Below are 23,802 nucleotides of genomic sequence, written 5' to 3'. Positions count from 1 at the left end.
CCAACCTATCGGGCGGGCCGGGCACGCCGCGCTACGGCTTGGGCAGGGCGCAGCCCGGCCGGCCGAGGTCGATCTTGTTGCCGGTGCCGACGCAGGCGACGATGCCGTACGTCTGCTGGGCGTAGTTGATGCCCCGGCGGACGGTCACGGTGCCGTTCTCGTCCACCTCGCACGGGTTGTTCATGGTGCAGCGCTGCCCGTCCTCGTTGCCGGTGTTGTTGACGGCGACGACCTTGCCGGTGGCGCTGTCGACGACGGGTGACCCGGAGGTGCCGCCGATGGTGTCGCAGGCGGCGGTGTAGCGGACGGAGTCCTTCATGGTCCAGCCGGCTTCCTTGAGCCGGTAGGCGAAGCCGTCGATCGAGCAGCTGTAGATCCGCTTCCAGTAGCCGGAGACGACCTTGATCGCGGTGCCCTGGGCGGGGCGGGTCGCGTTCAGTTCCAGCGCCCTGATGGAGTAGCGCGCCTCTATCTGGGCGTAGGTGCTGGTCAGCTCGTACAGCGAGACGTCGGTGTCGGTCATGGTCGCGTACGCGACCTTGGCGGCGCGCAGGGTGGCGACCTTGGTGCCGGCGGAGTTCAGCAGGCCGAAGGTGCGGCTGGAGGGCTTGTCGACGACGACCGCGCCGGGTGCGGGCATCCCGCTCTCCAGGCAGTGTCCGTTCGACAGGACGAGCGCGGGGTCGGCCGGCTGCGAGCCGGGTACGCGGACGACGGAACCGGAGCAGTTGCTGAGCGCGACCGTGCCGGCGAAGTCGACGGCCCGGACGGCCGGCGCGGGCTCGGCGGCGGGCGCCGGGGCGGTCGTGGTGGCGGTGGCGGTCGGGGCACCGGCTCCCAGGAGCACGAGTGCGAGCAACGCGCCGACGAGAGGCTTGCGCATGTGGGGGGTCCCCTCTGGGCGATGACTTTGTCATGCGCATTGTGAGGGGTGGGGCGGGTGTGGGAGGAGACCGTTTTCAGCCGCGCGGCGTCCGCTCGGCGGACGCGCGGCACCAGGGCCGTGAACCGGGCCCCGGGGCGAGGGCTCGGGGCGGCCGGACGCCGTAGCCGGGCCCGGGGGACGGGCGGGCGTCAGTCGTCCGCGAGGACCTGCGCGAAGCCCGTGTTGATCGCCAGGAGACCCCCGTCGACGCGCAGCGTCGTCCCGGTGATCCAGGACGCGTCCGGCGAGGAGAGGAAGGCCACCGCCGCCGCGACATCCTCCGGTTCACCCACGCGGCCGAGTGGGTACACCCGGTCGGCCAGCACCTCCAGCTCGCGCTCCAGCCCCTTCCAGCCGCGCGTGCGGATCGTGCCGGGGTCGACCTGGTTCACCCGGACACCGCGCTTGGCCGCGTCGGCCGCGAGGGTGCGGGTGAGCGAGGTGAGCCCGGCCTTGGCGGCGCTGTACGCGTGACCGCCGAAGGCCTGCTCGGCGTTGACCGACCCGATGTTGACGATCGCGCCGCGGCCCGACGCCGCCAGGGGCCGGAGCGCCGCCCGCGCGCACCGCAGCGCGCCGAGCAGCGTCACGTCCAGGGACCGCCGCCACACCTCGTCGGCCTCCTCCTCGAAGCGGGGCGCGTCGGGGATGCGCGCGAAGGCGTTGTTGACGAGGACGTCCAGCCGGCCGAACCTCTCCACGGCGCACGCCACCGCCGCCTCGACGGCCTCGCCGTCGGCCACGTCGCACCTGTACGCCAGCGCCCCGGGAATCGTCCCGGCCACCTCGCGGGCGGGCCCCTCGTCGAGGTCGACGACCAGCACCCGGGCACCCTCGGCGCCGAAGCGGCGCGCGATGGCCTCACCGATCCCGCGCGCCGCGCCGGTGACCAGTACGCCGTACCCGTCGAAACGTCCCGAAACGGCCATCCGCCGATGATGCCCGCACCGGTGCGGGGCGATCAAGGGGGCCGTCGGGCGGGGGCGAAGTGGCACAAAACACGAGGCGCCCCAACCGTCACCGCCGTAAGCTCGCGACATGCAGGTGATCCAGTCCACGAAGCTCGCCAACGTCTGTTACGAAATCCGGGGCCCGGTGCTCGAGGAGGCGATGCGGCTGGAGGCCGCCGGTCACCGGATCCTGAAGCTGAACACCGGCAACCCCGCCGCCTTCGGCTTCGAGTGCCCGCCCGCGATCCTCGAGGACATGCTCCGCAACCTCGGCGAGTCGCACGGCTACGGCGACGCCAAGGGTCTGCTGTCGGCGCGCCGGGCGGTGATGAGCCACTACGAGACCAGGGGGATCCCGCTCTCGGTCGAGGACATCTACCTCGGCAACGGCGTCTCCGAGCTGATCCAGATGGCGATGCAGGCGCTGCTCGACGACGGCGACGAGGTCCTCGTACCGGCTCCGGACTACCCGCTGTGGACGGCGTCGGTGTCCCTCGCGGGCGGTACCGCGGTGCACTACCGCTGCGACGAGCAGGCCGACTGGATGCCGGACCTCGCCGACATCGAGCGCAGGATCACCGACCGCACCAAGGCGCTCGTCATCATCAACCCGAACAACCCGACGGGTGCGGTGTACGACGACGAGATGCTGCGCGGCCTCACCGAGATCGCCCGCCGGCACAACCTGGTCGTCTGCTCCGACGAGATCTACGACAAGATCCTCTATGACGGCGCCACCCACACCCCGACCGCCGCGATCGCGCCCGACCTGCTGGTGCTGACCTTCAACGGCATGTCGAAGAACTACCGGGTGGCCGGCTACCGCAGCGGTTGGCTGGCGGTCTGCGGGCCCAAGGCGCACGCCTCCTCCTACATCGAGGGGCTGACGATCCTCGCCAACATGCGGCTGTGCGCCAACATGCCGGCCCAGCACGCGATCGCCGCCGCGCTCCAGGGGCGCCAGTCGATCGAGGCGCTGGTCCGGCCGGGCGGCCGGCTGCTGGAGCAGCGGGACGTGGCGTACGAGCTGCTGGTGCAGATCCCGGGCGTGACGTGCGTGAAACCCAAGGGCGCGCTGTACCTGTTCCCGCGGCTCGACCCGGACGTCTACAAGATCAAGGACGACCGGCAGATGGTGCTGGACCTGCTGCGGGCCGAGAAGATCATGGTGGTGCACGGGACGGGCTTCAACTGGCACGAGCCGGACCACTTCCGGATCGTCACCCTCCCGAACGCGGCGGACCTGGCGGACGCGGTGACGAGGATCGGCACCTTCCTCGACGGTTACGGCCAGCACTGACCCCAGCGCATGGAGTCAGCTCAACTTTAGACAGAATCCAAGGTAGGATGGTCTCCTGTCACCGAGCAGGAGGCCGTCCACCATGTACGAACCGATCCGCACCAAGTCGGTCCACCGGATGGCCGACGACGCCCCGGACCGCATCCCGCACCGCTCGCGCGAGGAGGAGCTGGACATCCAGCTCGCCGGTCACCTCGCCGCCCTGCTCGCCGTGACCGACGAGCTCGGTGACGCGGCCGCGGCGGAGAGCATCGCCCGCCAGGTCGCCCGGCTGCGCGGCGCCCCGCCCGCCCGGCACGCGGGCCTCACCGGTGCCGATCCGGTCACCCTGCACCGCCGCGCCCACGCCCTCGCGGGCCGCGCCCTGGTCGTCGCCGCCTCCCGGGCCGACACGGCCGCCGCGATCCTCGCCGCCGAGCGCATGGACGCGCACACCGCCGCCCTGGACGAGCCCCGTCCCGTCGGCGCCCTCTGACGGCCCCGGTCCGCGCCCGGTGAGGGCGCGGACCGGGTTGCCACCCCCGCACACCCCCACCCCCGTACGCACCCCGGCGGCACCGCCCGCCCCGCTCCCGCCGAACGCGCGACCGCACGCCGTGGCGCCGCACGCCGCACGCGTCAAAGGGTCGGCCCCCGAAGCCTGAGGGGACTTCGAGGGCCGATCACATCGCGGCGGGTCATTCGTGAACCCACAGGTCAGGGCGGATGTCGGGCTGACCCGCCACGAAATCCCGCGGGTCAGCCCAGGCGGGCGACCAGGGAGCGGTACTCGTCCCACAGCTCCGTGGGCGTGTGCTCGCCGAAGGTGTTGAGGTGCTCGGGAACCAGGGCGGCCTCCTCCCGCCACACCTCGGTGTCGACCTTCAGCAGGAAGTCGAGGTCCTCCTCCGGCATGTCGAGACCGTCCGTGTCGAGGGACTCGCGCGTCGGAAGGATGCCGATCGGCGTCTCGACGCCCTCGGCCTTCCCGTCCAGGCGCTCGACGATCCACTTCAGGACGCGGCTGTTCTCGCCGAAGCCGGGCCAGACGAACGCGCCGGCGTCGTTCTTGCGGAACCAGTTCACGTAGTAGATCTTCGGCAGCTTGTCCTGGTCGGGGGCGTTCTTGCCGACCTTGATCCAGTGGGCCATGTAGTCGCCCATGTTGTAGCCGCAGAACGGCAGCATGGCGAACGGGTCACGGCGCAGCTCGCCGACCTTGCCCTCGGCGGCGGCGGTCTTCTCGCTCGCCACGTTCGCACCGAGGAAGACACCGTGCTGCCAGTCGAAGGACTCGGTGACCAGCGGGACGGCGCTCGCGCGGCGGCCGCCGAAGAGAATCGCCGAGATCGGCACGCCCTTGGGGTCCTCCCACTCGGGCGCGATGATCGGGCACTGCGAGGCGGGGACGGTGAAGCGGGCGTTGGGGTGGGCGGCCGGGGTGCCGGAGTCCGGCGTCCAGTCGTTGCCCTTCCAGTCCGTGAGGTGCGCAGGCGCCTCCTCGGTCATGCCCTCCCACCACACGTCGTTGTCGTCGGTCAGCGCGACGTTGGTGAAGACGGCGTTGCCCCACAGGGTCTTCATGGCGTTGGCGTTGGTGTGCTCACCGGTGCCGGGCGCGACGCCGAAGAAGCCCGCCTCGGGGTTGATCGCGTACAGCCGGCCGTCCTCGCCGAACCGCATCCACGCGATGTCGTCGCCGATCGTCTCGACGGTCCAGCCGGAGATCGTGGGCTCCAGCATCGCGAGGTTGGTCTTGCCGCACGCGGACGGGAAGGCGGCGGCGACGTACTTCGACTCACCGTGCGGCGGGGTGAGCTTGAGGATGAGCATGTGCTCGGCCAGCCAGCCCTCGTCGCGCGCCATGACGGACGCGATGCGCAGGGCGTAGCACTTCTTGCCGAGCAGGGCATTGCCGCCGTAGCCGGAGCCGTAGGACCAGATCTCGCGGGTCTCGGGGAAGTGCGAGATGTACTTGGTGGAGTTGCAGGGCCACGGCACGTCCTGCTCGCCCTCGGCGAGCGGCGCGCCGAGGGTGTGGACGGCGCGGACGAAGAAGCCGTCCTCACCCAGCTCGTCCAGGACCGCCCGTCCCATGCGGGTCATGGTGCGCATGGAGACGGCGACGTACGCGGAGTCGGTGATCTCGACGCCGATGGCGGAGAGCGGCGAGCCGAGGGGGCCCATGCAGAAGGGCACGACGTACATCGTGCGGCCCTTCATGGAGCCGCGGAAGATGCCCTTCTCGCCCGCGAAGATCTCCTTCATCTCCGCCGGGGCCTTCCAGTGGTTGGTCGGGCCCGCGTCCTCCTCCTTCTCGGAGCAGATGAAGGTGCGGTCCTCCACGCGCGCGACATCGGTCGGGTCGGACGCGGCGTAGTACGAGTTCGGACGCTTGATCGCGTCGAGCTTGCGGAACGTGCCCTTGGCGACGAGCTCCTCGCACAGGCGCTCGTACTCGGCCTCTGAACCGTCACACCAGACGACGTTGTCCGGCTGCGTGATTGCTGCGATCTCGTCGACCCAGGAGATCAGCCCCTGGTGGTGGGTGGGGACGGTGGTGGGAGCCGCATTACCGCGCGCCACGATTGCTCCTTGTTGAGGGGTTTTGGGTTGTCTGCCCCGTGGGGGCTGCGACCCGGATGCTTCACTGCATGAACCTCTGGCGCTCATCCGGTGCCGACCGCACTCATCTGATCATCCGTGTCTTGTGCGCATATGTCCAGAGGGCCTCTCACGTGAGCATGACCACTCGATGCCGGTAGCCGCCGGGGCGTCGGTAACATTCCGGTCATGACTGCAGCCGGGCCCGAAGTGGCCGAGATAGAGCCTCCGCCGGTGAAACCGAGGCTGCGCGGCTGGCTGCACGCAGGCATGTTCCCGGCCGCCCTGGTCGCCGGCATCGTTCTCACGGCGCAGGCGGAAACGACCCGCGCCCGGGTCGCCTGCGGGATCTACGCCGTCACGGCCTGCCTGCTCTTCGGGGTGAGCGCCCTCTACCACCGGGGCGACTGGGGCCCGCGCGCCACAGCGGTGCTGCGCCGCCTCGACCACGCCAATATCTTCCTCATCATCGCGGGCACCTATACCCCGCTGACGCTGCTTCTGCTCCCGGACTCCACCGGGCGGGTGCTCCTGTGGGCGGTCTGGGCGGCCGCGGTGGCGGGGATCGCGTTCCGTGTGCTGTGGGTCGGCGCACCGCGCTGGCTCTACACCCCGTGCTACATCGCGATGGGCTGGGCGGCCGTCTTCTTCCTGCCCGACTTCCTGCGCACGGGCGGCGTCGCGGTGCTCGTCCTGGTGGTCACCGGCGGTCTGCTCTACAGCCTGGGCGGCGTGGTCTACGGACTCAAGCGCCCCAACCCGTCGCCGGCGTGGTTCGGCTTCCACGAGGTCTTCCACTCCCTGACGCTGGCCGCGTTCACCGCCCACTACATCGGCATCTCCCTGGTGACCCACCAGCACGCGTGACCGCACGCCGCCCCGTACGGCTCCGCGCGACCCCGGCGGAAACGGCCGTGACGCCCTCGCGTCACGGCCGTTCGCACATCCGGGCGATGGCGGACAATGAGCCATATGCCCGCCGACTCCGTCGACTCGCTCGACCCGCCCTCCTCGTACGCACCACCCGATCCGCTCGGGCCGTTCGACCCGCTCGGTGCGACGCGCCGGCCCATGGGGCTGCGGGAGCGCAAGAAGCTCAAGACCCGGGTCGCGATCCGGCGGGCCACCCACCGCCTCATCGCCGAACAGGGGTACGAGGCGACCACCGTGGAGCAGATCGCCGAGGCGGCCGAGGTGTCGCCCAGCACGGTTTTCCGGTACTTCCCCTCCAAGGAGGACATCGTCCTCACCGACGAGTACGGCCCGCTCATGGCGGACGCGCTGCGCGAGCGGCCCGCCGGCGAGGAGCCGCTGGAGTCGCTGCGCTCGGTCCTGACCCGGACCGCGGCCGCTCTGCTGGCGCACGAGCCGGAGGAGACGCGGCGGCGCGCCCGGCTGATGGCCGAGGTCCCGGCCGTACGCGCCCGGACGAGCGGGACGACGGCCGGGACCTCCCGGTTGCTGGCCGGGGCGCTGGCCGACCGCACCGGGCGGGGCGCGGACGACCTGGAGGTGCGGGTCCTCACCGCCGCCGTGATGGGCGCCTTCGGCGAGGCGATGGTCTACTGGGCCGAGCGCGACCAGCGGGACGATCTGGTCGCGCTCGTGCACCGCACCCTGGACGCGCTCGGGAGCGGGCTCACCGGGTAGGCGGGGCCCGGTGGACGTCCCCCTTCCCGCAGGCCACGCCGTCCCGGTCCGGGTCGAGCCGCAGCGGGTCGCCCCTGCCGTTGACCTTCAGGCGGCCGTAGTCGTGGTCCGCCAGCCAGTCGCACCGCGCCTTCGTCGTCGCCTTCACCGACCGCGGGAACACCGTCGGCACGCACACGCCGGCCGAGCCGTAGTGCCGGTCGCACCCGGCGATCCGCGGGCTGACCGGGACGGAGTCCCGCTTCTTCGGCGGCTTCTTCGGCGCGGCCGCGAGGTCGCCCGCGAAGTCGTGGACGTGCGCCGACCGCTCCGCCTCCGCCGCCATCGCCGCCGGTCCGCCGAGGTGCACCCACTGGGCGACGGACGGGACGCCGTTGGCGTCGACGGCGAAGAGCATGTACCAGCCGGGCGGGGCGAGGTTCGGGTTGGCGGTGACGTTGAGGTCCACCGTCCGGTCGTCGATCACGGACAGCGGCAGGTCGACGAACCGCTGGTTGGGGTCGGAGGAGTGGGTGACGGCGGCCGGGCGGATCAGCTCGGCCCGGGCGATCGGCCGGTCGACGGTGATCCGCCGGGTGTCGCCGTAGTTCCACCGGCCGTCGATCACGGAAGTGATCTTCGGGCGGGGGCCCTTGAGCAGGTACGGCGGTGTGTAGACCGACACGTCGTGGTTGTAGGTGCCGTTGCCGGGGTTGTCGCCGACCGCCATGACGCGGCCGTCGGGCAGCAGGAACGCCGAGGAGTGGTACGTGCGCGGTACCGGGTCGGCGGCCAGACCGGGCTCGTAGGTGTTGGTGACCGGATCGAAGAACGACGCCTCGTACACCGGGTCGGCCCGGTCGTGCAGACCGCCGCCGGTCTCCAGGACCTTGCCGTCCGGCAGCAGCACCGCCGAGACGAACATCTTGCCCTCGTCGCCGGTCTGCGGCCGCTTGCCCTGCCCCTGGTCGACCAGGCCCTGCGGGATGGGCGGCCCGGCGACGTAGGCCGGGTTCGGCTGCTTGAGGTCGATGATGTCGGTGAGGCGGTTGGCGACCGGGTTGCGCTCGTTGTTGCCGCCGCCGATGGTCAGGACCCGCTGGTCCTGGGCGGGCGGCAGCAGCACGCTCGCCGACTCGTCCCGCTCGTCCTTGTTCCTCAGACCCGGTACGTCGGTGATGGTGTTGGCGTCGTAGTCGTAGATCGACGCGCCGGTGCCGGGGGTGCCGTTGCCGAAGGTGTGGCTGCCGGAGTAGAACAGCCGCCCGTCCTGCATCAGGATCATCGACGGGTACAGGCCCCAGTACGACCAGGTCTGCTTCACCTCGTTCATCGGCAGCCACTTGTGCTGCGCGGCGGAGAACCTCTCCGCCGTCACGTTGCCGGTGGAGTCCTCCTTCAGGCCGCCGAAGGTGATCACGTCGCCGTTGCCGAGGATCGTCGCCGACGGATACCAGTGCCCGTCGTGCATGTCGTTGGTCCTGGTGTACGTCTCGGTGGCCGGGTCGAAGACGTACGAGTCCTTCAGGCCCTGGTAGCCGATCTTCCCGTCGGCGGACGGGTAGCCCTTGTTGCCGCTCATCACCAGCACCCGGCCGTCGGACAGCTGCACATGGCCGGCGCAGAACATGTCGACGGGCGTGGGGATCGTCCTGAACGAGCCGTTCGCCGGGTCGTACACGGCCGAGGTGAAGGTCCCGGCCTCGAACATCTCCGGGTCGTTGCCGGAGCCGGCGATCAGCAGCACCTTGCCGTTGTGGAGGACCACGGAGTGCATGGAGCGGACCGGGTTCTTGACGCCCAGGACCTCCCACCTGCCCTTGGCGCACTCCTCGGCGGTGCCGGTGCACACCGGGTCGGGGGCGGACGGGGCGACCTCCTCCATCACGTAGTCGTCGGTGGTGACGCCGCCGATACCGAAGACGGACACGCCCCAGGCGATCCGGTCGGTGCCCGGCGGCACGACCGGCGTGCGCACCTCGGCGCGGGCGTAGGCAGCGGCGGCCGGGAGGGTCTTGAGGTCGGTCCAGTACTGCCAGCCGGCGGTCGTGTCGTGCCGGAAGAGGGTGATCGCCGCGTCGGGGGTCGTCGACTTGTACCAGAGGGACAGGTCGTACTGCCGCTCGGCGGCGACGGCCGGGGCGCAGGCGGCCGACTCGGTGATGAGGGCCTTGCGGTCACCGTCGGCGCGGCGGGTCAGCTCGACCTTCATGGCGCGGGTGCCGGAGTGGGCGTCGGTCGTGGTGGTGAACGTGACGTCGTTGTCGCCCCAGCCGGACCGGGACCAGCAGGCGGGCATGGCGTCCTGGCCGGTGCCCGGGGTCTCGAAGCCGGGGTTCTTGATGAGGTTGATCCCGGCGGCGGCCGGGGGCTGGGCGGCCAGGAGGAGGCCGGAGGTCATGGCGCCGATGGCGAGCAGCGCCACCCGTCGCCTTCGTCGGGGGGTCGGCTTCACCGGACGTTCCCTTCCGTGCGGGCCGTACGCGTCCTGCGGGGCAGGTAGACCAGCGCCTCGGTCCCGGCGAAGCGCAGGACGAAGGTGGTCAGCAGCGCGAGGGCGGTGGCGGGCAGCACCGCCATGTGGAGCTGCCCGGCGAGCAGGGCGATCAGGGGGATGCGCAGGACGAGGTCGGCGTTGGCGAGCAGGGCGAACCGGCCGACGCGGTCGGCCCGGTGCCGGTGGTGGCGGCGGTCGCGGAACAGCAGGAGCTCGATGAGGAGGAAGTTCCAGGCGACGCCGAACTGGTTGGCGAGGATCTCGGCGGGCAGGTAGTGCAGCCCGGTGCCGGTGAGGAGGTACAGGGCGGCGAGGTTGGGGACGAAGCCGGTGAGGCCGATCAGCCCGAAGGCGGCCATGCGGGCGGCCGGGGACGCGGTGCGCAGCCCCACGAGGTGGCGCAGGAACCGCAGGCCTTCCGCGGTGGTCGACTTGGACTCGCCCGCGAACCGTTCCTCGAACACGAACGGCACCTCGGCGACGCGGGCCGGGCGGTTCCGTACGGCCAGCTCCAGCAGGATCTTGTAGCCGAGCGGGCGGAGGTCCTTCGCCGTCACCGCGCTGCGGCGGATGGCGAAGAAGCCGCTCATGGGGTCGCTGATGCCGCCCAGGGCGCGCGGGAAGAGCCCCTTGGTGAGCCAGGTCGCCCCGCGCGAGACGGCGACGCGGTGGCCGCCGGCGAGCCCGGCGCGGCTGCCGCCGGGCAGGTAGCGGCTGGCCACCACGAGGTCGGCGTCCTCCTTCTCGCCGGTGGCGACCAGGTCGGGGACGAGGGCGGGCGGGTGCTGGAGGTCGGCGTCCATGACGACGATCCAGTCCGAGGCGGCGGCCTTGAGCCCCTCGACGACGGCGCCGCCGAGGCCGCCTTCGGGGGCGTCGCGGTGGATGACGGAGACGGGGAAGGGGCAGTCCCGCGCGGCGTCGGCGATCACGGCGGGGGTGTCGTCGGTGGAGTCGTCGACGAAGACGACCTCGCAGGGGACGCGGCCGGGCACGGACGCGGCGATCCGGCGCAGCAGCTCCCGTACGTTGGCGGACTCGTCGAAGGTGGGGACGACGAGGGTGACGGCGCCCGGCTCGGGGACACCGCCGGTGACCGGGGCGGCGTGTTCGGCGCCGGTGGGCTGGATGGTCACGGGGCCTCCGCCCAATCGTTCCGGCCTCCGGCGGTCCCGCCGCCGGTGATCTTCCGGATCTCGATCCGTTCCTCGCCCTCGCCGAAGGTGGCGACGGGCGCCGAGTGCTCCAGCGCCGCCCTGACGTTGGGCAGGTCGCGCGCGTCGCGCCGTACGGTCGGGGAGGCGACGACGTAGTCGAGGTCACGCCAGCCGCGCGGCATGGTCCTCGTCACCGCCGGGTCCAGGTCGGCCTTGTAGAACCAGATGGCGCCGAGCCCGGGGTCGTATCCGGCGTGGACGAGGTCCAGCCAGAGCGCGTCGTCCACCAGCACGCGCGTGTGGGCCGGGTCGGGGATCTCGGTGCCGAGCCAGGCCGAGGCGGCGCGGTAGGGGGCGTTGGCGTCGGCGGTCATGGCGGTGCGGTCGCCGTCGTACCAGCGCGGGACGACGTACACGAGGGCGGTGGCCGCCAGGAGCACGGCGGCAGCCCGGCGGACCGGGAGGAGGGCGGGGGTACGGCGGCCCTTGCGCAGCACGGCGTGGGCGACGCTCGCCGCGCCGCCGGCCAGGACCAGGGCCAGGAAGGGCAGTGCCTGGATGACGTACATGGCCGGCAGGTAGCCGGAGGGGCGCAGGGCGACGAGCGCCAGGACGGCGACCGCCAGGGCTGGTCCGGCCAGTGCCCGGGCGGTGACCGACCGGCCGACGGTGGCCAGGAGCAGGGCGGCGCCGGCGAGGCCGCCGATCGGCAGGACCCGGTCGTAGTAGAGCCAGGAGTCGAGGACCCCGTTGGAGCCGGTGCCGTCGGTGAGGATGAAGCCGGAGCCGGGGCGGCCCATCTGGTACGTGATGCCGTCCCACAGGGAGACGTGTCCCGCGCCGGGCAGCAGCTCGCCCTTGAGGAGCGCGAACAGCGGGTAGGAGAAGCCGATCAGAACGCAGGCGGTGATGGCGCCGGTGACGGCGAACTTGCGGGTGTCGCGGTGGCTGTGGCGCCACATGGTCACCAGCAGCGCCGGCAGGACGACGAGCATCGTCTCCTTGGTGAGGACGCCGACGGCTCCGGCGACACCGGCCCCGAAGTGGTGCCACAGGTGTCTGCTGGGCGAGGCGGCGAGGCAGAACGCCAGCAGCATCCACATCACGGCGAGGTTGTCGAGGAAGATCTCCCGCTGGAGGACCACCGACAGCGGGGACAGCCCGAAGAGCACCATGGCCAGGCCGGCCGCCCAGCGCGGCAGCCACAGCCGGCGGGCCAGTACGTAGAGCAGCACCGCGGAGGCGGCGGAGACCAGCAGCATCGCCAGGCGCATCGATGCGACGGTCATCGTCTCGGGGGCGATCAGCGACGGGATCCAGGTGAGGGCGGCGAGCTGCATCCAGCCGAGCGGCGGGTGGTCGTACCAGTACGTGTAGTGGGCGAGGCCCCGGCCGTTCTGCACGGCCCACGCCTGGGCGAGGTAGGTGCCCTCGTCGTCGCTGAGGGTGGGGTAGTGCTGGATGTTCCAGCCCTGGACGAGGAGGATCGCCGCGAGGAGCACCCCGCACAGGATCAGGTCCGGGCGGGAGCCGCGGAAGCGGACGACCGGCCGGGTGACGAGGCGTCTCCTGTCGTGCGGTACCGGGGCGGTGCCCGGCTCGGGGAACGCGGGAGCGGCGGGCAGGGTCGCGGTCATCGGGCGGCCTCCTCGCGGACGAGGTGGGCGCCCACGTGACTGGTGAGCTCCCACTCGTTGCGGCCGCGCTGCTCGCGCCAGACGGCCCGGACCGCCGCGCCGGCCAGCAGCATCTGGTAGAAGGGCCCGCCGGCGATGAGCTTCACGTAGTGGACGAGGCGGACCCGGAGCCCGTACTGGCGGCCGAAGTCGTGCAGTCCGACGATCTCGAAGACGAACGTCACCATCGCGGTCAGCAGGGGGAGGAAGGTGATGACGGCGACGCCGATGGGGACGTCGAGGAAGAGCGCGATCGCCACGTTGAGCGGGATGACGACGCCGGTGAAGGCCTGCATGAACGGGGTCATCAGGGTGTGGCGGGCGAGCATCCGCTGCCCGAGGGTGGGCAGTTGCTTCCAGTCCTTCTTGCGGTAGACCTGGAGGAAGCCCTGGTTCCAGCGGGTGCGCTGCTTGAGCAGGCTCATCAGGGTGCCGGGGGTCTCCTCGCGGGTGACCATGTCGGCGTCGTACGCGACGACGACCTTCTTGCCGACGCTGGACAGCCGTACGCCCAGGTCGCAGTCCTCGGCGAGGCAGTTCTGGTCCCAGCCGCCGGCCTCGCGCAGGACGTCGGTGCGCACGAAGACGGTGTTGCCGCCGAGGGGGATGAAGCCCTTGGCGGCGTGCAGGTGGAGGCGGGACCGGAACCAGAAGAAGTACTCCAGGCAGTTGCGCAGGGAGTACCAGCTGGAGTGGAAGTTGATCAGCTGCACGCCGCCCTGGACGACGTCGGCGCCGGTTGCGCCGAAGGCGTGGTCGACATGGGCGAGCAGTTCGGGGTGGACCTGGTCCTCGGCGTCGAAGACGCCCACCACGTCCCCCCGGCAGTACGGCAGGGCGGTGTTGAGCGCCTTGGGCTTGTTCTTGGCGTCGTGGGTGTCGACGACGACCCGTACGCGGCCGGGGTCGCGCGCCGCGGCCCGGTCGGCCACCTCGGCGGTCCCGGGGTCGTCGTGGCCGACTATCACGATGATCTCGAAGTCCTGGTGCCGGGACTCCAGCAGCCGGTCGATCGTGTGCTCCAGGACCGCCTGCTCGTGGCGGGCGGGCAGCAACAGCGAGAACGACAGGCTCTGTTGTCCGTCGGGACTCTCGAACCGGGTGGCGGCGAGCGTCTCCGGTGTGCGCCAGGCGTGCATCTGCCACCACAGGGTGAAGGCGGCCATCCAGAAGAGCGCCAGCGATATCGCGGCGACGGACACGGAAATGAGCACGGAAAGGTTCCCCCCTCCGACCACGCCACGACGGAGCGGGTGAGCCCGCCGGTGGTCACACCGGTGGTACGCCGCCGCGATGCGGTCGTTCCCCAAGAGACATGTCAGGGGCGAATCGCGGCAGGACCCCCCTGGCCGTCGACGCCCTCGTTCAACGTCCGCGCACGCCCTCCCCAGAACGTGCGCGGAGTCTCCACTCCTTTGTCCGACGAGAATAGAGGCAGAGGGTGACAGTCAGGAGGTGTCTGGATGAAAACTGTGTCTCCGGGGGTCAGTTGGCCAGTTTGCCCGCCAGAGCCTCCGGATCCGTGGTAGGCGCGTCACAGGTGAAGTGGTGGCAGACGTACGCCGCGGGCTGCCCGTCCACCAGCGGACGGTCCCTGAGCAGCGGGAACTCCCCGGCGGCGGCCGGTGCGCCGAAGGCCACGACGGCGCCCGGAGCGGTTCCCAGCAGCGCGGCCCGGTGCAGCGCGCGGGCGGCGTCGTCGTCCGGGCGGCCGACGACGGCGACCTCGCGCGGCCCGTCGAGGAGCGCCTCCGCCACGGCCAGGCCCCAGCCGATGAACCGGGGCGCGCGCGGGCCGAGGGCCTTCACCACGCCCAGGGCGCCCTCGGCGGCGGCGCGGTGAGCCTCCGAGCCGGTGTGCGCCGCGTACGACAGCAGGGCCCCGGCGGCGGCGGTCCAGCCGGAGGGGGTGGCGTTGTCGGTGGGGTCCTGGGGGCGGCGGATCAGCTGCTCGGCGTCGTGCGCGGTGTCGTACAGCGCGCCGCCCTCGCCGGTGAACCGGTCGAGCACGATGTCGAGGAGGAACCCGGAGAACTCCAGCCAGACGCCCTCACCGGTCACGGCCGCCAGCGCCAGGAACCCCTCGGCGACGTCGGCGTAGTCCTCCAGCACCCCGGCGTTGGCCCCGGCGTGCCCGTCCCTGGAGGTGCGGCCGAGCCGCGCCCCGGGGTCCAGGTGCAGCCGTACGAGCAGGTCGGCGGCCTCCGTGGCCCGCTCGACCAGGTCGGGGCGGTCGAAGTAGGCGCCGGTCTCGGCGAGCGCCGCGATCGCCAGACCGTTCCAGGCGGCGACGATCTTGTCGTCCCGGCCCGGACGGGGGCGTTCCTCACGAGCGGCGAGCAGCCGCTCACGGATCCCCTCCAGCCGCTCGGCGTCGACGACCCCGACGCCCTGCGGCAGTTGCAGCACCGAGGCGCCGTGCTCGAACGTGCCCTCCTCGGTGACGCCGAAGTGCTGGGCGGCGTACGCGGCGTCCTCGTCACCGAGCACCGCGCGCAACTGCTCCGGCGTCCACACGTAGTAGGCGCCCTCGACGTGCTTGCCGGAGTCTCCGGCCTCGGGGTGCCCCCATCCGTCTCCGACGGCGCTGTCCGCGTCGAGCGCGGAGGCGAACCCGCCCTCGGCGGTGCGCAGTTCCCGCACCATGAAGTCCGCGGTCTCCAGCGCGACCCGGCGGGCCAGGTCGCTGCCGGTGACCCGCCACAGGTGGGCGTAGACGCGGCACAGCAGGGCGTTGTCGTACAGCATCTTCTCGAAGTGCGGCACGACCCACTCGCGGTCCACCGAGTACCGGGCGAATCCGCCGCCGAGCTGGTCGTAGATCCCGCCCCTGGCCATCGCCTCGCAGGTGTCGGCGGCCATCTGGAGGGCGCCCTCGGCACCGGTGCGGGCGTAGTGGCGCAGCAGGAACTCGATCACCATGGAGGGCGGGAACTTCGGCGCCCCGCCGAAGCCGCCGTGCCGGTCGTCGTAGTCGCGGGTGAGCCCGAGCAGCGCCTGGGCGAGCTCCTGCTCGCCGGGCGCGCCGGCCGCGCCGTGGGCGAGGGACCGCCCGGCCAGCTCCCGCACGATGTTGCCCGCGACCTCGTCGACCTCCTCGCGCCGGTCGGCCCAGGCGATCGCGACGCCCTGGAGGACCTGCGGGAAGGACGGCATGCCGTGGCGGGGCGCGGGCGGGAAGTACGTACCGAAGTAGAACGGCTCGGCGTCGGGCGTCAGGAAGACGGTCATCGGCCAGCCGCCGTGGCCGGTGGCGGCCTGCACGGCCTCCATGTAGACGGCGTCGACGTCGGGCCGCTCCTCGCGGTCGACCTTGACGGGGACGAAGTGCTCGTTGATGTACTCGGCGGTCGTCTCGTCCTCGAACGACTCGTGCGCCATGACGTGGCACCAGTGGCACGCCGAGTAGCCGACGGACAGCAGAACGGGTACGTCGCGCCGTCGCGCCTCCTCGAACGCCTCCGGCGTCCACGGCCACCAGTCGACGGGATTGTCGGCATGCTGAAGCAGATAAGGCGAGGTCACACCAGCCAACCGGTTCATACGACCCAGCCTCTCACAGCACCCCGCCCCGCCGGGGAGGCCTGCGGATCCGCCCGCGCACCGCCTCGCCCGGCCGCACCGCGCCCGTGCGCCCCGACGTGGTGCCCCCCATGCGGAATGGCCTCCGGGGGTCAGTCGCGACCTGTGAAATAGGGCGCCTCGGCATCGCAGGACAGTAGGCTGAGCCCAGCAGCGCTGGAACTGTTGAGGCTCCTCAGAGGAGGCACACCATGACCGCCGAGATGGTGGCGCCCGCCTGGATGCACACCCAGATCAGCGCGGAGCAGTACGACTCCTGGTCCGAGGAACAGTGTGCCGGTATCGAGATCGTGGACGGGATGGTCGTCGTGAGTCCGAGCGCCTCCAAGCGGCACAACCGGCTGGCCCGGATCCTGGCCAATGCCTTGGACGCCGCCGCGGGCAGGGACTGGAACGCCGACACGGACTTCGACGTCCGCCTGCAGGACGTTCCACTCAACAACCGCCGTCCGGACGTCATCGTCTACCGGGCGGAGACCATCGACCTCACGCCCACCCGCCCCGAACACGTACTCCTGGTCGTCGAGGTCGTGTCGCCCGGCTCGGAGACCACGGACCGGATCGTGAAGGTCGACCAGTACGCCAAGGCCGGCATCCCCTTCTACTGGCGGGTGGAACAGGCCGCCACCGGTGTCCCGATCGTCTACACGTACGTTCTCGACCCCGCCACCGAGGTCTACCGGGACGGCGAGATGTTCACCGGCGTGATCAAGGCTGCCGCGCCGTTCCCCGTCACCGTCGACCTGGGAACCCTCTGACAGCGGCGCGGGCGTTGTCCACAGCCCCTCGCACGTGTTGTCCACAGCCCCTCGCGCCGATCAGCCGTGCGGCGGACACTTGTCCCGGAGCGATCGCCGGCGGAGGGGGACGCGGATGACGCGGATGCGGGACAGCCATCGTGCGGAGGCCCAGCGGCTGCTGGCCAGGGCGGTGGAGGAGGAGGTGCGGCGCTCGGGCGGCCGTGCCGACGCGGCGGTGCTGCTGGCACGGGGCAGGGACGCGCTGGACTCCATGGCGGCGGGCGCCGCCGAGGAGTACGCGGCGTACGCGGCGGCGCTGGACGAGGCGGGAACGGACCGGGTCCCCCTGGCGGAGCGGTTCGACCGGCGGGCGGTAGGGGCGCCCGCGCTGGTCACGGCGGTCGCCGCGGTGGCCGCCACCGGCGCGGACCTGGCACTGGGCACGGCAGTGGGGACGGCGCTGGCGGCGGGGACGGTGGTCGCCGTAGCCGGGGCGGCGGCGACGGTGCTGCGGGCGACCGCCGCGCACTGGCCGGCCGCGCACCGGCGGGCCGGGGAGCTGGGCCGGCCCGGCGGCGCCGAGCAGTTGCGGCTCCAGTGGCTCACGGCGCTGGAGGTACGGGGCATCCGCCCCTTCCTGGACCAGCAGCGAATCCTGGCGGCCGCCACCGCGAAGAAGCCCGAGCCGCAGGCGGCGCCGCGGCTGCGCGGGCTCGACCGCAGCGCGATCGCCCGCCGGCGGGCCGCCCTGGAGCAGTCCTACGGGCACCTGCCCGAACCGGACGCGCCGTTCGCGGGTCGGCGCGCGGAGCTGGAGCGGATCGAGCGGTGGGTGCGGGAGGCGCGGGCGTCCACCGAGACGCGGCCCGTGGTCGTGGTGCTGCACGGCGAGCCCGGCGCGGGCCGCACCGCGCTGGCCGTGCGGGCCACGCACCGGCTGCGGGACCTGTTCCGCGGGGCGTGCCTGGTCGACCTGCGGGGCGCGGGGGGCGAGGAGCCGCCCCTGACGACGCGGGACGCCCTGCTGAGCCTGCTCAACCGGCTGGGGGCACCGCGTGAGCAACTGCTGCCGCGCGAGCGGTCGTCGGCGGAGCAGCAGGCGCGCAGGCTGGCCGAGGTGTACCACCAGCACCTGACCGGGCTGCCGGTCATCGTGGTGCTGGACGACGCGCACGACGCGGCCCAGGTCCGCACGCTGATCCCCGAGCGCTCGGACGGCCTGGTCCTGGTGACGGCGCGTGAGCCGCTGGAGCTGGGCGAGGACGTCCCGGCGTGGGTGCACCACCTGCCGGTGGGCGGTCTGGACGGGGCGGACGCCGAGGAGCTGCTGCGGTCGGCGGGCCAGGGCCCGCGCCCCGGTCCGTACGACGCGGAGGGCACGGAGCGGCTGCGGGAGCTGTGCGGCGGGCTGCCGCTGGCCCTGCGGGTGGCGGGCCCGGCCGGCGCCCGCCCGGTGGGCGAGGTCGTGCGGATGCTGGCCGGGCGGACGGGCGGCCCGGTGGAGCGGGCCCTGGCGTTCTGCTACGCCACCGACCTGGACGACGACCAGCGGCGGCTGCTGCGGCGCCTGGCGCTGGCGGGCCGGGCGTCCCTGGGCGCGGCGGCGGCCGCGGCGCTGCTGGCGGCCGGCGAGGAGGAGGCCCGGCAGCGGCTGCGGGAGCTGGCGGGGGCGGGCCTGCTGGACCGGGCGCGGGGCGACCGGTTCCGGCTGCACGACGCGGTGCGGGCGTTCGCGGCGGCGCGGCTGCGTGAGGAGGAGGACGCGGAGGCGATCGCCGCCGCGCAGGAGCGGCTGGTGCGGAACTACGCGGAGCTCGCCGACGCGGTGATCCGCATGGTCGACGGCAAGATGTCGACGCGGGCCGGCCAGGGGACCCGGTTCGACGGGCACGGCTTCGCGTCGCCGGACGCGGCGCTGCGCTGGCTGGACGACGAGTCGGCGTTCATCACGTCCGCCCTGCGGGGCGCGGAGGGTGTGAGCCGGCAGACGGTGCTGGACCTGCTGGGCGCGCTGTGCGACTACTGCCTGCTCCGCGGCGACCTGCACCGGCTGGGTGAGCTCCAGCAGCTCACGGAGGCGGTGGACCAGGGACTGCTGGTGCGGTCGGTGCGGTGGCGCACGGGTATCGCGGCGCGGCAGTTGGGCGAGCTCGACACGGCGCGTACGACGCTGACCTCCGTGGTGTCGCTGTACCAGGAGGCCCACCAGGACGCGGGGGCGGCGCTGGCGCTGTGCTCGCTGGGCATCACGCTCCACCACCAGGGCAACCTGCCGGAGGCGGCGGTGCGGCTGCGCGAGGCGCTGGAGCTCCAGGCGTCGCCGGAGCTGGCGGCGGACCGGGCGTGGACGCTGCACGCCCTGGCCGCGGTGGAGCGCGACCGGGCGAATCTCGGGGAGGCGCTGGCCCTGCTCGGCACGGCGCTGGCGCTGCACCGGGAGAACGAGTCCTTGCACGGCGAGGCCTGGGCACACTTCCAGCTGGGCCAGGTGTGCCTGCGCATGGGCGAGGTACCGGGCGCCGAGGAGGAGTTGCGGACGGCGCTGGAGCTGTACGGGCGCATCCACGACGGGCGCGGTGAGGCGTGGGCGCTCACCCAGCTGGGCCGGGCCCGCCTGGTGGCCGGCGATCCCGGTCCGGCGGCCGAGCAGTTGCGTACGGCCCTGGTGCGCCACCGGGACAACGAGGACGTGCGCGGCGAGGCGTGGACGCTGTACTACCTGGGCCAGGCGCTGGAGGACGGGGGCGAGACCGACGAGGCGGTGCGCGAGCTGGAGCGGGCCCGGACGATGTTCTCCCGGATGCGGGACGTGTACGGCCTGGCGTGTGCCCGCCACCACGCGGGCCGCGCCACCCGCGACCAGCGCGCCGCCCGGACGGGCAACCTCCGCAACTCGGGCTTCGCCCGGCAGCTGCTGGTGGACGCCCGCGCGGACTTCCGCCGCATCGGTGTGGCGCACGGCGAGGCGTGGACGTGCCTGGAGCTGGCGGTGATCGACGCGGGCAACAGCCGGGCCCCGCAGGCGCTCGCCCTGGCGGACGAGGCGACCGCGCTGTTCACCTCGTACGGCGACCTCCGCGGCGCGGACTGGTCACGCTTCCTCCGCTGCACACTGCTGCCGTACGCGTCTCCGGGCGGTGTGGAGGTCGGCACGGTCGTCGCCCAGCAGGAACTCACGGCGCTCAAGGACGCCGCCCACCCGGCGCGCGACCCGAGGCTGACGGAGGCCCTCTCGGCCTGGTCCCTGGTCCTGGAGCGCGGCATCCGCCTGGAATCGCCCTGGCAGGCGTGGACCCTCGGCCTCACCCCCGGCCGCCACGCGCGCGAGGTCATGGGCGTCCCCACAGCGGCCGGAGCCCGCCCCTGAGGCCCGGGGCGGCGGGCGCGGCACCCGTGGCCGCGCACACCGCGATCAGGGCACGGCGCCGCCCCGCGCGCGGCGCCGCCCCACGCGGAACGGACCGGAACGGAACGGGGCGGTCGCGGGCGCGGAAAGGCTCCACGACCACCGGGCCGGCGGTCGTGGAGCCGTGACGGCGACGGCGTTCGTTACCGCGCGCTCTTGCCGGACGCGGGCTCGGCACCCGCGGCGGCGGGGGCTCCGGAACCGGCTTCCGGGGCTTCCTCGAAATCGACCTTGCCCATGTGCCGGTTCATCGACTTCATCAGCAGCCACACGCCCACGGCCATGACCGCGAAGACGAGGAAACCGAGGACGCCGGGGGTCACCTTGTTCTCGTCGAGCTCCTTGGCGGCGAGCGGGACGAGCTGGGTCAGTGCCTGGTGTGCGCTCATGTCAGGCATTGTCCCGGATGCCCGCGAAGAGGTCGTCCTCGGGGAGGGAGGTGTCCACCACGGACTTGGCCAGCTCGTAGTCCTCGGTCGGCCAGACCTCCTTCTGGATCTCCATCGGCACGCGGAACCAGCCGCCGTCCGGGTCGATCTGCGTCGCGTGGGCGATCAGCGCCTTGTCGCGGATCTCGAAGAAGTCGGCGCACGGCACGTGCGTGGTGAGGGTCCGCTCGGCGCGCTCGAACTCCTTCCAGCGCTCCAGCCACTCGCCGTACGGCGACTCCAGGCCACGGGCGAGCAGCGCCTCGTGCAGGGCGACCGTGCGGGGACGGTTGAAGCCCTGGTTGTAGTAGACCTTCGAAGGCTGCCAGACGGGGCCGAACTCCGACTCCGGGTACTTCTCGGGGTCGGCCGCGCCCTCGAAGGCCACCATCGTGATCTTGTGGGTCATGATGTGGTCGGGGTGCGGGTACCCGCCGTTCTCGTCGTACGTGGTGATCACCTGCGGGCGGAAGGTCCGGATGGACTTCACCAGGCGCCCGGCGGCCTTGTCCACGTCCTCCAGCGCGAAGCAGCCCTGGGGCAGCGGCGGCAGCGGGTCGCCCTCGGGCAGGCCCGAGTCGACGAATCCCAGCCACTCCTGCTTGACGCCGAGGATCTCGCGGGCCTCGTCCATCTCCTTGCGGCGTACCTCGTGGATGTTCTCCTCGATGTACGGATCGCCCTGGAGCTTCGGGTTGAGGATGGAACCGCGCTCGCCCCCGGTGCAGGTCACGACCAGCACGTCCACCCCCTCGGACACATACTTGGCCATCGTTGCCGCGCCCTTGCTCGACTCGTCGTCGGGGTGGGCGTGAACGGCCATCAGTCGCAGCTGCTCAGTCAAGACTCGATCCTCAATGAATTGTCACATCGGGCGGCTTCTATAGTGACGGAATCGGTGGGCGGAAAATTCCGTCGTCCGGCCGAGGAGAGGAAAGATCATGAGCGCGGTGCGGGAAGGGCTGCCCGAGGGCCGTTACGGCCGCTCGGCGGACGAGCGCGCCGACCGCACGCTCAGGATCGTCGGCTCGGTGCTGGGCGTCGCGCTGCTCTCCCTGGTGGGCTGGTTCGGGTACGACTACATCGCCGGCCAGCGGATCAGCGCCGAGGTGATCAAATTCGACGTCTCGGCCGGCGACCGGGTGCAGGTGCACCTGGAGGTGCGCAAGGACCGGGACGCCAAGGGCTCGTGCACCCTGCGCGCCCTCGCGGAGGACGGCGCCGAGGTGGGCCACAAGGACGTCCGGTTCGACCGGGCCGCCGACCGGATCGACGAGGTCGTCACGGTGCGTACGACGGCCAGGGCGACCAGCGCCGAGCTGCTCGGCTGCACGGCGGAGTAGACGCGCCGGGGGCAGTCCGGTGTTCCCGCCGTGACCTGCGGGGACACAGAATCCGTGGCTTTCGTCCTCCCCCTTCTCCGCCGAAATTGTTAGGCTCGTGGTTTCGCCCATCCAGGAAGGCACAATCCTTCTGGGTAGGGCGATGCTTGTTATTCCCAGTACCGACGAGGAGCACCTGTGACCCAGACCAGCGACAACGTCACCTGGCTCACCCAGGAGGCGTACAACCAGCTCAGGGCCGAGCTGGAGTACCTGTCTGGTCCCGCGCGAACCGAGATCGCGGCCAAGATCGCGGCTGCGCGCGAGGAGGGCGACCTGCGGGAGAACGGCGGGTACCACGCGGCCAAGGAGGAGCAGGGCAAGCAGGAGCTGCGCGTACGCCAGCTGACGCAGCTCCTGGAGCACGCGAAGGTGGGCGAGGCTCCCGCGCAGAGCGGTGTCGTGGCGCCGGGCATGGTGGTCACGATCGCGTTCGACGGCGACGAGGACGACACCCTGGACTTCCTGCTCGCCTCGCGCGAGTACGCGAGCTCCGCCATCGAGACGTACTCCCCGCAGTCGCCGCTCGGCTCGGGCGTCAACGGCAAGAAGGTCGGCGAGGACGCCCAGTACGAGCTGCCGAACGGCAAGAAGGCGTCGGTGCGGATCCTCGACGCGAAGCCCTACTCCGGCTGACACCGGGCACGGACACGAAGGGGCCGGGCCGCACACGCGGCCCGGCCCTTCTTCGTCCGTCGTCAGCCCGCCGATCGGTACTTGCGCACCGCGAGGGTCCGGAAGACGACCAGGATCAGCAGCGACCACAGCACCGAGGCCGGGATCGGGTGCTGCATCGGCCAGGCGTCGGACGCCTGGAAGCCGGGCGGCAGGTTGCCGAACAGCTCCCGGCAGGCCTGCACGGTGGCGCTGAACGGGTTCCACTCGGCGATGTGCCGCAGCACGGTCGGCATCTTGTTGGCGTCGACGAAGGCGTTCGAGATGAACGTCAGCGGGAACAGCCAGATCAGGCCGCCGGACGTGGCCGCCTCGGGCGTACGGACCGAGAGGCCGATCAGCGCGCCGATCCACGAGAACGCGTAGCCGAGCAGGAGCAGCAGGCCGAAGCCGAGCAGCACCTTGCCGATGTTCTCGTGGACCCGCCAGCCGACGAGGACCGCGACGATCGCCAGGACGGCGAGCGTCAGGGCGGTCTGGACGAGGTCCGCGAGCGTCCGGCCGGTGAGGACCGCGCCGCGCGCCATGGGCAGCGAGCGGAACCGGTCGATCAGGCCCTTGTGCATGTCGTCGGCGATCCCGGCACCGGCGCCCGCGGTCGCGAAGGTGACCGTCTGGGCGAAGATGCCCGCCATCAGGAATTCCTGGTACGCGGACGGGGAGATCGCGGTGCCGACCTCGATCGAGCCGCCGAACACGTACGTGAACAGCACCACGAACATGATCGGCTGCACCAGCCCGAAGATGACCATCTCGGGGATCCGGGACATGCGGATCAGGTTGCGCCGGGCGATCACGAGGGAGTCCGCGACCGCCTGGGTGATGCCGCCGCGCGGTGTGGGGGCGGCGAGCCGGGGGGTGGTGCCGGACAC

Annotated in this window: 19 protein-coding genes; 8 read left to right on the top strand and 11 right to left on the bottom strand. The window is 72.1% G+C overall.

Annotation, left to right across the window (positions count from 1 at the left end):
* Nucleotides 1-31 precede the first annotated feature (31 nt).
* A complete protein-coding gene (locus AC07DW_RS02095; protein ID WP_478855665.1) occupies nt 32-883 on the bottom strand; it encodes a S1 family peptidase in 852 nt (283 codons plus the stop codon).
* Nucleotides 884-1,074: 191 nt separating this feature from the next.
* Nucleotides 1,075-1,854 carry an SDR family NAD(P)-dependent oxidoreductase gene (locus AC07DW_RS02090; RefSeq protein WP_478855664.1) on the bottom strand — a complete coding sequence of 260 codons (780 nt, stop codon included), beginning with the start codon at nt 1,852-1,854 and terminating at the stop codon, nt 1,075-1,077.
* 109 nt (nt 1,855-1,963) lie between these two features.
* Between AC07DW_RS02090 and AC07DW_RS02085 the strand changes: the two genes are divergently transcribed.
* Nucleotides 1,964-3,175 (top strand): pyridoxal phosphate-dependent aminotransferase, encoded by a 1,212-nt coding sequence (locus AC07DW_RS02085; protein WP_478855663.1) that lies wholly within the window; start codon nt 1,964-1,966, stop codon nt 3,173-3,175.
* 82 nt (nt 3,176-3,257) lie between these two features.
* Nucleotides 3,258-3,650: an SCO4983 family protein gene (locus tag AC07DW_RS02080; protein ID WP_478855662.1), complete on the top strand. Its 393-nt coding sequence runs from the start codon at nt 3,258-3,260 to the stop codon at nt 3,648-3,650.
* A 263-nt stretch (nt 3,651-3,913) separates the two neighbouring features.
* Here AC07DW_RS02080 and AC07DW_RS02075 read toward each other — a convergent pair whose 3' ends face one another.
* Nucleotides 3,914-5,740, bottom strand: a complete 1,827-nt coding sequence (locus tag AC07DW_RS02075) for a phosphoenolpyruvate carboxykinase (GTP) (RefSeq protein WP_478855661.1) — start codon at nt 5,738-5,740, stop codon at nt 3,914-3,916.
* Between the two features lie 207 nt (nt 5,741-5,947).
* On the opposite strand from AC07DW_RS02075, the gene trhA reads away from it, so the two are divergent.
* Nucleotides 5,948-6,625 (top strand): PAQR family membrane homeostasis protein TrhA, encoded by a 678-nt coding sequence (gene trhA, locus AC07DW_RS02070; protein ID WP_478855660.1) that lies wholly within the window; start codon nt 5,948-5,950, stop codon nt 6,623-6,625.
* 204 nt (nt 6,626-6,829) lie between these two features.
* Complete coding sequence (locus tag AC07DW_RS02065; protein ID WP_478855723.1) at nt 6,830-7,408, top strand: TetR/AcrR family transcriptional regulator; 579 nt, start codon at nt 6,830-6,832, stop codon at nt 7,406-7,408.
* On the opposite strand, the gene AC07DW_RS02060 is transcribed toward AC07DW_RS02065, so the two are convergent.
* The 5 genes from AC07DW_RS02060 to AC07DW_RS02040 all read right to left on the bottom strand — a co-directional run bounded on the left by AC07DW_RS02060 (nt 7,398) and on the right by AC07DW_RS02040 (nt 16,260).
* The gene (locus AC07DW_RS02060) at nt 7,398-9,788 is read right to left on the bottom strand and encodes a galactose oxidase-like domain-containing protein (protein WP_478855722.1); all 2,391 of its coding nucleotides are present in this window, start codon (nt 9,786-9,788) and stop codon (nt 7,398-7,400) included. The genes AC07DW_RS02065 and AC07DW_RS02060 overlap by 11 nt on opposite strands.
* Before the next feature lie 50 nt (nt 9,789-9,838).
* Entirely contained in the window at nt 9,839-11,020 is a 1,182-nt protein-coding gene (locus AC07DW_RS02055; protein WP_478855659.1) for a glycosyltransferase, read from the bottom strand.
* Nucleotides 11,017-12,678, bottom strand: coding sequence for an ArnT family glycosyltransferase (locus AC07DW_RS02050; protein WP_478855658.1), 1,662 nt, complete (start codon nt 12,676-12,678; stop codon nt 11,017-11,019). Before AC07DW_RS02050 ends, AC07DW_RS02055 begins: the two co-directional genes overlap by 4 nt.
* Nucleotides 12,675-13,931, bottom strand: coding sequence for a glycosyltransferase (locus tag AC07DW_RS02045; RefSeq protein ID WP_478855657.1), 1,257 nt, complete (start codon nt 13,929-13,931; stop codon nt 12,675-12,677). Before AC07DW_RS02045 ends, AC07DW_RS02050 begins: the two co-directional genes overlap by 4 nt.
* Before the next feature lie 271 nt (nt 13,932-14,202).
* Nucleotides 14,203-16,260 (bottom strand): thioredoxin domain-containing protein, encoded by a 2,058-nt coding sequence (locus AC07DW_RS02040; RefSeq protein ID WP_478855656.1) that lies wholly within the window; start codon nt 16,258-16,260, stop codon nt 14,203-14,205.
* 230 nt (nt 16,261-16,490) lie between these two features.
* Between AC07DW_RS02040 and AC07DW_RS02035 the strand changes: the two genes are divergently transcribed.
* Both AC07DW_RS02035 and AC07DW_RS02030 read left to right on the top strand, forming a co-directional pair.
* A complete protein-coding gene (locus tag AC07DW_RS02035) occupies nt 16,491-17,057 on the top strand; it encodes a Uma2 family endonuclease (RefSeq protein ID WP_478855655.1) in 567 nt (188 codons plus the stop codon).
* A 124-nt stretch (nt 17,058-17,181) separates the two neighbouring features.
* Nucleotides 17,182-20,406, top strand: coding sequence for a tetratricopeptide repeat protein (locus AC07DW_RS02030; RefSeq protein WP_478855721.1), 3,225 nt, complete (start codon nt 17,182-17,184; stop codon nt 20,404-20,406).
* Nucleotides 20,407-20,588: 182 nt separating this feature from the next.
* On the opposite strand, the gene AC07DW_RS02025 is transcribed toward AC07DW_RS02030, so the two are convergent.
* Together AC07DW_RS02025 and mca are read right to left on the bottom strand one after the other, a co-directional pair.
* Complete coding sequence (locus tag AC07DW_RS02025; protein WP_478855654.1) at nt 20,589-20,834, bottom strand: hypothetical protein; 246 nt, start codon at nt 20,832-20,834, stop codon at nt 20,589-20,591.
* A 1-nt stretch (nt 20,835) separates the two neighbouring features.
* Entirely contained in the window at nt 20,836-21,717 is an 882-nt protein-coding gene (gene mca, locus AC07DW_RS02020) for a mycothiol conjugate amidase Mca (protein WP_478855653.1), read from the bottom strand.
* 97 nt (nt 21,718-21,814) lie between these two features.
* Between mca and AC07DW_RS02015 the strand changes: the two genes are divergently transcribed.
* On the top strand, nt 21,815-22,216 hold the full coding sequence (locus tag AC07DW_RS02015) for a DUF4307 domain-containing protein (RefSeq protein ID WP_478855652.1): 402 nt from the start codon (nt 21,815-21,817) through the stop codon (nt 22,214-22,216).
* Nucleotides 22,217-22,393: 177 nt separating this feature from the next.
* Entirely contained in the window at nt 22,394-22,891 is a 498-nt protein-coding gene (gene greA / locus AC07DW_RS02010; RefSeq protein WP_478855651.1) for a transcription elongation factor GreA, read from the top strand.
* 62 nt (nt 22,892-22,953) lie between these two features.
* On the opposite strand, the gene AC07DW_RS02005 is transcribed toward greA, so the two are convergent.
* On the bottom strand, nt 22,954-23,802 hold the full coding sequence (locus tag AC07DW_RS02005; RefSeq protein ID WP_478855720.1) for an ABC transporter permease: 849 nt from the start codon (nt 23,800-23,802) through the stop codon (nt 22,954-22,956).

The sequence above is a fragment of the Streptomyces sp. NPDC045701 genome (assembly GCF_056432045.1).
Note: the sequence above shows the minus strand (reverse complement) of the source record. Positions and strands in the feature narration are given on the sequence as shown.

Excerpts from the sequence above, each read along its gene's own strand:
- AC07DW_RS02040 (WP_478855656.1), bottom strand. The coding sequence starts at position 16,260 with ATGAACCGGTTGGCTGGTGTGACCTCGCCTTATCTGCTTCAGCATGCC.
- AC07DW_RS02085 (WP_478855663.1), top strand. The coding sequence starts at position 1,964 with ATGCAGGTGATCCAGTCCACGAAGCTCGCCAACGTCTGTTACGAAATC.
- AC07DW_RS02060 (WP_478855722.1), bottom strand. The coding sequence starts at position 9,788 with ATGACCTCCGGCCTCCTCCTGGCCGCCCAGCCCCCGGCCGCCGCCGGG.
- AC07DW_RS02050 (WP_478855658.1), bottom strand. The coding sequence starts at position 12,678 with ATGACCGCGACCCTGCCCGCCGCTCCCGCGTTCCCCGAGCCGGGCACC.
- AC07DW_RS02035 (WP_478855655.1), top strand. The coding sequence starts at position 16,491 with ATGACCGCCGAGATGGTGGCGCCCGCCTGGATGCACACCCAGATCAGC.
- AC07DW_RS02090 (WP_478855664.1), bottom strand. The coding sequence starts at position 1,854 with ATGGCCGTTTCGGGACGTTTCGACGGGTACGGCGTACTGGTCACCGGC.
- AC07DW_RS02015 (WP_478855652.1), top strand. The coding sequence starts at position 21,815 with ATGAGCGCGGTGCGGGAAGGGCTGCCCGAGGGCCGTTACGGCCGCTCG.
- AC07DW_RS02095 (WP_478855665.1), bottom strand. The coding sequence starts at position 883 with ATGCGCAAGCCTCTCGTCGGCGCGTTGCTCGCACTCGTGCTCCTGGGA.
- AC07DW_RS02030 (WP_478855721.1), top strand. The coding sequence starts at position 17,182 with ATGCGGGACAGCCATCGTGCGGAGGCCCAGCGGCTGCTGGCCAGGGCG.
- AC07DW_RS02080 (WP_478855662.1), top strand. The coding sequence starts at position 3,258 with ATGTACGAACCGATCCGCACCAAGTCGGTCCACCGGATGGCCGACGAC.
- trhA (WP_478855660.1), top strand. The coding sequence starts at position 5,948 with ATGACTGCAGCCGGGCCCGAAGTGGCCGAGATAGAGCCTCCGCCGGTG.
- AC07DW_RS02025 (WP_478855654.1), bottom strand. The coding sequence starts at position 20,834 with ATGAGCGCACACCAGGCACTGACCCAGCTCGTCCCGCTCGCCGCCAAG.
- AC07DW_RS02065 (WP_478855723.1), top strand. The coding sequence starts at position 6,830 with ATGGGGCTGCGGGAGCGCAAGAAGCTCAAGACCCGGGTCGCGATCCGG.